Origin of the sequence: [Clostridium] symbiosum ATCC 14940 (assembly GCF_000466485.1) — a bacterium.
GTDB lineage: Bacteria > Bacillota > Clostridia > Lachnospirales > Lachnospiraceae > Otoolea > Otoolea symbiosa.
In genome coordinates, this window is record NZ_KE992927.1 from 1 (window position 1) to 9,458 (window position 9,458).

Here is a 9,458-nt window from a genome sequence, read left to right on the forward strand (position 1 = left end):
TTTTCAGCACACCCCAACATTCAGTATAGAACCCCTTCTTTTTACAGTATAAAACGGAAAAGCAGGTTCCGGAGAACCTGTAATACATAGTTCAAGTCTGAAAAGACTGTTTCGATTGATTCCAATTGAGGAAACAGTTCACTGCTAAACGGTATATTATTTTTTAGGAAGAATCTCTGATAATTGATTAATATATTGAATTGCATCCTGTCTGCCATAGTTGGTATGTTCAGCTATAGCGTCGCTGTCCTAATGCGTCTCATCTGCCGGAGTGGAAAACTTATGAATCGGGGTTGTTTCAATTTATGACGCTTGATGAAGTGTGCGGGATGAAGGACATGGGAGAAGATAAAGCAGTATATAGCCGAATAAAGTATTACTGCAGTTAACTGGGGTCAGAAAGCGAATCAGGATATTTACACAAATACGATTATTTCAAGTACGGGAAAAAACCGGATAGAAACTCATGAATGAGCTGATATCCGGTTTTTGTATCGTTTCTATTCCTTCGACAACTCGTTTTTCAATATCTTCGCGAGTTCATCCGGCGCATTTTCGTGCATCACTTCCCTCCAGGCGGACAGAAGATTCTGGCGTTCCACGATACAGGGGGATATGCCGATATATTCATAGCCCCTCTGGTTCAGCAGGGCTTTGGCTGTGGCCTGGCCCGCCGCGACACCCTGGTCATAAGCTTTCTGGGCGCTCAGCCCAAGGATGATATCTTCGTTGGCAAGAATCCCGGCAATCTCATAATCCAAATCAAAGGTTACAATCTTTATATCGCAGCGGTTCAGCTCGCGCATCGCCCGGATTGCACCAAGTGCAGGGCCTTCCCAGGAAACGTAAAGCCCTTTGATTTCGGGATGGGCGAGGATCATTTTTTTGGCCACCTCATATGCGTTTTCAATCTGATAAAATGGTTCTGATTCCACGATGGTGATATTGGGATACTCCTCGCGGATTGTCTGTTCCGCAATCATGTCCCTTAGGTAGGTTCCCAGGAATTTACTGCCGTGTACGATAAATCCTACGACGACTTTATCCTCTTTTTTAAAATGTTCCCCAAGCAGTACGGCTCCGTTGCGGCCGTTTTCGCGTTCATTGGTGGAGACGAGAGAGTAATAATCGCCCTTGCTCATACCGTCCGGGACATTGCTGATAAAGATAAGTTTTGTCTCTTTGGAGAGCTGGCGGAATTTGTTGGAGGTCGCGGTGTCATCCACAGGGATTGCCACGATAGCGTCAACACCCTGCATCCGCAGGCTCTCCAGTTGAATTGCCTGTAAATTCGGATCAAAATTTGAGTCGGTGACGGATACGATGTTGACACCGCACCTCGATAAGATATAACGGAGGCCCTTTTCGTGCATGGCCGCCCAACTGGTATTGCCGTAATGAAATGAGACGCCAACCCGGTATTTATGTTCCTGCAGTTCTTTTACTTCGGCGGGGGTCAGATCCAGGTTGTCGGGTGAAACAGTCGTCTCCCCATAAGGCCCCTTGCCGATCATCTTGACCGATTTACGGATTTCAAGCAGCGACGGGATATGTACCTCCTCTACCTCGGTTTTTCCGTCGATTTGGTTAAAAAGCAGCCTCAGCGCATTTTCCGCCATCTTGTGGCAGTCATGGGAAAAGGTGGTGAGAGGAGTTCCGAACAGATGGCACCAGGACTCATCACTAAAACCGATAACGGACAGCTGGCTCGGAATATCGACCGCCAGCTTTTGGAGCGTTGATATCAGAATAAGGGTTATCCGGTTGCCGCAGGCAATATAAGCCGTAGGTTCGAAGTCTTCATAGTGGCTGATAATCGCACGTTCACAGTCTTTGTTATTGTAAAGATTCATTTTGACGATATTAGAGTCATCACAGTGTACGCCTGCATCATACATTGCATCCAGAAATCCGGTAAGCTGCTCGTTGACTGTTGAAATCTCCCTGTCCGACATAAGAATGCCGATTTTCTTATGGCCGCTGTTAAGTAAGGTCTGCGTTCCCTTGTAAATGATGCTTTTGCTGTCGGCCACAACGCAGGATATGGAGTGGTCCGACACGGTCCGTTCGATACAGACCAGGGGCATATTCCTCTGTCGGATCTTTTGATAATACTTACTGTCAAGTCCGCAGGGGGCAATGATGATTCCTGCGGTCTGCCTGCTTCCGACCAGATTTTCCAGTATCCGTTTTTCGGATGCGGCATCATCAAAGGTCAGGTAAATGGAAACAGAGTATCCCCTGGACTCGCACAGCTGGGTGATACATGTGATTATTTTGGTAAACAGGGAGCCTCCGACATTTGGGATTACGACCGCTATAACGGATTTTTCTCCCAATCTGGCAGTGCCGGGCTTCTTCTCCGCTTTTACCTGATAATTCGTATTCCGGATGGCCTGCAATACTTTTTCCGTGAGTTCGGGCTTAACGTAGCGCGTGCCATTTATAACATGTGAGACGGTTGCTATCGAGACGCCGGCTTCTCTGGCAACATCTTTGATGGTGATAGCCATATAAACCCTCCTGCTTTTACGTAAATTTAACTATACTATAACAATTTCTCAAAATAAAGTCAAATTCTAAACGTAAAACAGCAGAATTACTGTTCAGGTTTTATAAAATTTAGAAAGTAAAAATGGAGGAAATTGGTAATATATCGCCTCAATTTACGTAAATATTGATATTTAATTAGGACAATAGCATAAAATTCACAAAAAAATCCTGTTAAAAATGCAGAAAATTATAAAAACCGTTGACTCTGTGAGCCTGCAATGATAATATTTACGTAAACAAGGCAGCGCGCAAGCTTGATGAAGAAAAGAAAATATAGCAGGAATCGTAACAGTTCAGACAGCATGAATTGCTGCAAGGAATCAAGGAAAAGCAGCAAAACAGTATTTAAAGCAGGCTAGATAAAAGAGGAGGAAATCATTAATGAAGAAGACAATCGCAAAAGTAATGGCATTCACGATGCTGGCAGCAACCCTCGCAGGCTGCAGCAATTCCAATTCCGGAAGTACAGGAAGTACGGCAGCTTCGGATAAGACACAGACAGAAGGCGCGGCATCCGAGGCGGCAGAGACAAAAGAGGAAGGTGCCGAAGCGGCATCTTACAAGTTTGCTTTTCTTCCAAATACACAGAATAACACATTCCAGGCTGCAATGAATGATACGTTCAAAAAGCTTTGTGATGAAAAGGGATACGGTTATGTGTGCCTTGACCCGGATTACGATTTGAATACCCAGTTATCCCAGATGGCCGATGTGGCCAACCAGAATTTCGATGCGGTATTTGTAATTCCGGTTGACTCTGCGGGAATCAGACAGGGCCTGGAGCAGATCCATGAGAAGAATATTCCGATTATTAATGTAGACACTCCGGTAATCGACGATGATCTGGATTTGGTAGAAACCGTTATTGCAACAGACGCTTACAATGCGGGAACATTGATAGGACAGCAGATGGCGGCCGACTATCCGGACGGTGCCAAAATTGCGATACTGGATTTCCCTTCCAATGAATCCTGTGTAAACCGTGTGGCAGGTTTCCTTGACGGACTTGGCGATGCAAAAGATAAGTTTGACATTGTGGCCCAGCAGGACGGCGCGGCGGCTCTCGATATCTCCATGCCGATTGCGGAGGACATCATCCAGGCAAATCCCGATTTAAATGCATTTTTCTGCATTAATGACCCGTCTGCACTCGGTGCGGCGGCAGCTATCAAGGCTTCCGGCAAGACGGGAATCGGCGTTTACTCCATCGACGCATCCCCGGACGGCAAGGCAGCTATTCTCGACGGCTCCTTTACGGCAGTGGCGGCTCAGGTTCCGATCGGAATTGCTGAGACTGCATTTGAAAAAGCAGAGGAGCTTTTAGCAGGCGGTGAAATCGAGAAAGAAATTCTGTTACCTTCCTTCCTGGTAGATAAAGAGAAGGCAGAGGCAACGCTGAAAGACTGGCAGTAAGGGCTGGTCGTCATAAGAGTTACCAGAGCGTGTTTGAAAATTTCCAGCTGACGGAAAGCATTTATCAAACACGCTCTAGACATGGCAGGCGCTTCTTATAAACAGAAGTGCCTGTTTTCAGAAAGTACTGTTCATACCATGCCAAAAAGCGGCGTGCTGTAAAGAGTAACACGCTTTGCGATGCACAGAAACGGCAAGCGCCGTTGATTATGGTGAAAAGTTTACTTTTCATAGCGCCGCGCCGTGTAACCCGGGATTTTCGTGTGAAATGCACACGAAATACCTCGCGGAATCCAACCGTGTGAACAGTAACTCAGAAATGCAGGTGAGAGAGTGGAAAACATTGTATTAAAGATGACGGATATACAAAAAAGCTTCGGCGGTGTTCATGCTTTAAACGGAATCCATTTTGAGCTGAGGGAAGGGGAAATTCATGCTCTGCTGGGAGAAAACGGAGCGGGAAAATCAACTTTAATTAAGGTTTTGGGCGGAATCTACAGGCCGGACAGAGGAACAATCAATATCGGCGGAAAAGATGTGGAGATGGATAATGTCCAGATTGCCAGAGAGCATGGAATCGGAATCATCCATCAGGAGATTGTGCTTGTCCCCCATCTGACCGTGGCGGAAAATATCTTCCTGGGCCGTGAGATTCTGGATCGGTTCGGATTCAAAAATATGGGGGAAATGCTGAGACAGGCGCAGGAGATGCTTAAGAAGCTGGGACTGGATATTGACGCCGATACAAAGGTGGTGGAACTCACGATTGCCCAGCAGCAGATGGTGGAGATTGTAAAGGCAAGTTCCTTCAATGTAAAAATCCTGGTGATGGACGAACCAACCTCATCTTTGTCGGATGAAGAGGTGGAAAAGCTGTTTGAGACAATGACAAGGCTGAAGGAGCAGAAGGTAAGCATCATTTATATTTCGCACAGAATGGAAGAACTGTTCCGAATGACGGACAGAATCACCGTAATCCGGGACGGCGCATACGTAGGCACTGTAAATACGAAGGAAACGGATACAGATGAGCTGGTTGCGATGATGGTGGGGCGCAGCCTTCAGAATTACTATACACGCGACTACGATACGCTGAAAGAGGACCGCGTGGTTCTGGAAGTGGAGAACCTTACGAAAAAAGGAGTTTTTGATAATATCAGCTTTAAAGTCAGGGAAGGGGAGATTCTCGGCTTTGCCGGACTTGTAGGCGCAGGCCGCAGCGAGATTATGACATGCGTATTCGGCGCCGACCGGTTTGATTCAGGGCATATCCTGCTGGAAGGAAAGGAAATCCGGTTCAAAAACTGCCTGGAAGCTATCAACAGCGGTATTGCCATGGTGACGGAGGACAGAAAGAAGACAGGTCTGACCCTGATTAATTCCATTGTGTTTAATACGACCCTCTCAAGCCTCCGGTATTACGCAAAGGGCCTGCTTCTGAGCGATGCAAAGAAAGAAGAGGTTACGCAGGAGTATATTAAGAGCCTGAACATCAAGGCACTTTCCCCGGATGTCCCGGTGGGCAGCATGTCGGGAGGAAACCAGCAGAAGGTTGTAATTGCGAAGGCGCTGGCGACCAAACCTAAGATACTGATTCTGGACGAGCCGACAAGAGGCGTGGATGTGGGCGCCAAGGCGGAAATATATTCAATCATCAATGAACTGGCAAGACAGGGAATGGCAATCATCATGATTTCCTCGGAGCTGCCTGAGATTATCAATATGTGCGATAACGTTTGTGTAATCAAAGAAGGCGTCAAAACAGGGGAGATTGATCATCTGGAACTGACACAGGAAAGAATTATGAAATTGGCTACGGGAGTGTAAAATATGAAAAATAACAGTTTTATGAAAATGCTGAAAGGCAACTCTGGAATTATTGCAGTACTGGTTATTATCTCCGTGATCCTGAGCTTTGCCTCACCGGTTTTCCTCACAACGGATAACCTCCTGTCCGTACTCCGGCAGGTATCAAACAATATGTATCTGGCTCTCGGAATGACGCTCGTCATTATTCTGGGGGGAATCGATCTTTCGGTGGGAACCTGTGTCGCCATGTGCGGAACTCTGACGGCCGGTCTGATGGTCAACCAGGGAATGCCCATGGTTCTGGCAATTGCCGTGGGACTGCTTCTCGGAACACTGGCCGGATTTCTGAGCGGACTTATCATCGCCACCTTCAAGGTGCCTGCATTTATCGTGACGATGTCCATGATGAACGTGGCAAAGGGCGTGGCGTACATTTACTCCGGCGGCCGTTCTATCCGCGTTTCCAACGACGTGTTTACCGGAATCGGAACAGGAAAGCTGTTCGGCGTCCTGCCGCTCCCGGTTGTGTACATGATTGTACTGATTATTATTTTCATTGTAGTCTTAAATAAGACAAAATTCGGTACATACATATTTGCCATCGGCGGCAACAGAGAATCGGCCAGACTCTCGGGCGTCCCGATTAAGAAAGTGGAGATTGCCGTGTTCACTATTTCCGGATTTCTTGCGGCGTTTGCTGGTATTGTTCTCTCTGCAAGAATGTACTCCGGCCAGCCGGGGGTCGGCGAGGGCTATGAGCTGGACGCCATCGCAGCCTGCGTTCTGGGCGGTATATCGATGACAGGCGGCGTCGGAGCCGTATCGGGAACCATATTCGGCGCCCTGGTAATCGGTATTATCAGCAACGGCCTGAACCTGATCGGACTCAGCTCCTTCTGGCAGCTTGTTGTGAAAGGTTTGATTATTGTCCTGGCCGTTATTATCGACACCCAGAAGGGCAAAGACAGTGTTGTAAAAAGAATACTCAGAAATGCGAAGGAGAGAGCATAAGACATGGATATTTTCAGGAAATTAAGCTGGGCTGACTCAACGGGAGATGCAATTCCGCTTTATCATGACGGCATCTATCATATTTTTTCACTGACATCGCCTCCGGGAACCACGGTGTATCCTGCAAGACTCAGGACGACATGGGAGCATTCCATTTCCAGGGATCTGGTTCACTGGGAGGAAGTGGGAACCGCTCTTTCCCCGGGGGAAGGCGAAGAACCGGATGCCTGCGGCGTGTGGACCGGCGCGGCTGTGTATGGAGAAAAACAATACCATATCTTCTATACGGGCTACAATTACAATGTTCACTTCCAGCAGACGATCTGCCATGCGGTCAGCGATGACGGCATCCACTTTGAAAAGGACCCGAAAAATCCGATTATCATACCGAATGAGAAAGAGTATGAGGTGGTAGACTGGCGCGATCCGTATGTGTTTTACAATGAGGATGATAATTGCTGGTGGCTCCTGATATCGGGAAGGAAGAAGGAAGGGCCGCCTTCCAGAAGAGGATGCATTGTATTGTACCGCTCAAAGGATTTGGACAACTGGGAGTATTATGGACCGATTTACCAGCCGTATCATACCAACTGCCCGGAATGCTGCGAAATGTATAAAATAGGTAAACTTTGGTATCTTTCCTATTCCCGCTTCTCTGAGTTCGTCAATACGATTTACCGTGTGGCCGACTCTCCGTTCGGGCCGTGGAGAACGCCTAAGATGGATGGAATAGGCGGCCGCCGTTTTTACGCAGCAAAATCCTTGGTCAATGACGAAGGGCGCAGATTCTATTTCGCCTGGGCTCATGACAGGGCGCAGCAGAGCAATTTTGGCGAGTGGTACTGGGGCGGCCAGTTCTGTATTCCCCATGAGGTCTGCCAGAATGAGTCCGGCGAGCTGGATGTGAAGCTGCCCCGGGAGTATGTGGAGGCGTGGCTGGAGCCGGTGGAATGGAGCTATGAGCATAAGCTTGGAAAATTCCGGACTTATGGAGATAAATGCATTTATCTGGATTCCGTCAGCACATTATCATATGGCTTTATAAAAGTGAAAGAGAAGAGCTTCCTTTTCAGCTGCAAGGTAAAGCCGGTGGACATGGCGGATCATTTCGGGCTGCTGCTGAAATCGGACAGCGACGCCACACAGTGTATTGTCCTTGCTTTTGATAAAGGAATGCAGAGGGCGGAGCTTCTCAATCTTCCGATGGAGGTGGATCCGTTCTGGGAAGCTTCCTGCACCAATATCGGCATTCCGAAGGATGCGGGCCCGGACGGCATCAGGGTATGCGAAAAACCGTTTCCCTATAAGGACGGCGATGTGATCGATATCAAAGTCGCAATCGATCGGGATATGATTGAGATTTTCGCAGGCGAAAAGATTGCGTTCACATACCGGTACTATGGTGATACGGAGTATCAGATTGGCCTTATGGCGCAGGATGGATGCGGAGAATTTTTTGATATCAGAGTAACGGAATAACGGGAAAAATACGTAACGGTTCATGCTGCATGAACCGTTACAACAATACGGGGAGAATCATATGCGGGATATAGATGTAATTGCCCTCGGTGAGCTGCTGATTGATTTTATCCAGAACGGAGAGACATCTCAGGGGAATCCTCTGTTTGAGGCCAATCCGGGAGGTGCGCCGTGCAATGTGCTGGCAATGCTTGCCGGGCTGGGAAGAAAGACAGAGTTCATCGGAAAAGTTGGCCGGGATATGTTTGGGAGGCAGCTTAAAGAAGCGCTCGAGGATGTGGGAATCGGCACCTGCGGACTCAGGGAGGATGGAAAAGTGCCGACCACGCTTGCCCTGGTCCACAAACTGGATAACGGGGACAGGGATTTCTCTTTCTACAGATCTCCCGGAGCCGATATGATGCTGACACCGGAGGAAGTGGACGGGGATCGGATTGGAAGAGCGGAAATTTTTCACTTCGGCTCCCTGTCCATGACGGATGAACCGGCCAGGACAGCTACGAAAAAAGCGCTTTGGGCGGCAGAGAAAGCCGGTGTCCTCCGTTCCTTCGATCCAAACTTGAGGCCGCCTCTCTGGAAATCGCTAGATGAGGCAAAGGAGCAGATTTGCTATGGACTGGCCCATTGTGATGTACTGAAGATTTCTGATAATGAGATTCAGTGGCTTACCGGAAGGGACGATTTTACCGAAGGGGTAAAAAAACTTAAGAAAGATTATGATATTAAACTTATCTGTGTTTCCATGGGCAAAGACGGGAGCAGGGCCTATTACGGCGACTGTATTGCGGAGGTCCCCGGATTCATTCGGGAAGACACCATTGAGACTACAGGTGCGGGTGATACCTTCTGCGGCTGTATCCTCCACTTTATTTTGAAATATGGCCTGGACAGCCTGAATGAAGCCCGGCTCAGGGAGGCGCTCCGGTTCGCAAACGCGGCGGCCTCGGTTATCACGACCAGGAAAGGGGCATTGAAGGTGATGCCGGAGGCGGAGGAGATAGAGAGAATTATATGATGTTGGGGTCAAAAGGTCTTTTGCCCCAAAGGCAGATTGTCGCCAGGCCGAAAGACTCCGCCAGAGGTATTGGCCCCATCGGCAAGGTTCCCCTCCCCATTGAGGGTGGAGACAATCAGCGTCTGGAGCGAACCGGGTCCGGTTTGCGAAAACCTCCGCCTGAGTCTTCCGTCCCCGG

General features: G+C 48.3%; 6 protein-coding genes. 5 read left to right on the forward strand and 1 reads right to left on the reverse strand.

Translation table 11 applies throughout. From position 1 onward, the window contains the following. Positions 1 to 500: 500 nt before the first annotated feature. Positions 501 to 2,513 carry a LacI family DNA-binding transcriptional regulator gene (locus CLOSYM_RS12315; protein ID WP_003498061.1) on the reverse strand — a complete coding sequence of 671 codons (2,013 nt, stop codon included), beginning with the start codon at positions 2,511 to 2,513 and terminating at the stop codon, positions 501 to 503. 421 nt (positions 2,514 to 2,934) lie between these two features. On the opposite strand from CLOSYM_RS12315, the gene CLOSYM_RS12320 reads away from it, so the two are divergent. The 5 genes from CLOSYM_RS12320 to CLOSYM_RS12340 all read left to right on the forward strand — a co-directional run bounded on the left by CLOSYM_RS12320 (position 2,935) and on the right by CLOSYM_RS12340 (position 9,280). Continuing rightward, complete coding sequence (locus tag CLOSYM_RS12320) at positions 2,935 to 3,966, forward strand: sugar ABC transporter substrate-binding protein (RefSeq protein WP_021642357.1); 1,032 nt, start codon at positions 2,935 to 2,937, stop codon at positions 3,964 to 3,966. Positions 3,967 to 4,299: 333 nt separating this feature from the next. Further along, positions 4,300 to 5,793 carry a sugar ABC transporter ATP-binding protein gene (locus tag CLOSYM_RS12325; protein WP_081697068.1) on the forward strand — a complete coding sequence of 498 codons (1,494 nt, stop codon included), beginning with the start codon at positions 4,300 to 4,302 and terminating at the stop codon, positions 5,791 to 5,793. 3 nt (positions 5,794 to 5,796) lie between these two features. Beyond that, the gene (locus tag CLOSYM_RS12330; RefSeq protein WP_021642360.1) at positions 5,797 to 6,786 is read left to right on the forward strand and encodes an ABC transporter permease; all 990 of its coding nucleotides are present in this window, start codon (positions 5,797 to 5,799) and stop codon (positions 6,784 to 6,786) included. A gap of 3 nt (positions 6,787 to 6,789) precedes the next feature. Then, the gene (locus tag CLOSYM_RS12335; protein ID WP_021642361.1) at positions 6,790 to 8,265 is read left to right on the forward strand and encodes a glycoside hydrolase family protein; all 1,476 of its coding nucleotides are present in this window, start codon (positions 6,790 to 6,792) and stop codon (positions 8,263 to 8,265) included. 61 nt (positions 8,266 to 8,326) lie between these two features. Continuing rightward, entirely contained in the window at positions 8,327 to 9,280 is a 954-nt protein-coding gene (locus tag CLOSYM_RS12340) for a carbohydrate kinase family protein (protein WP_044902400.1), read from the forward strand. Positions 9,281 to 9,458: the final 178 nt, after the last annotated feature.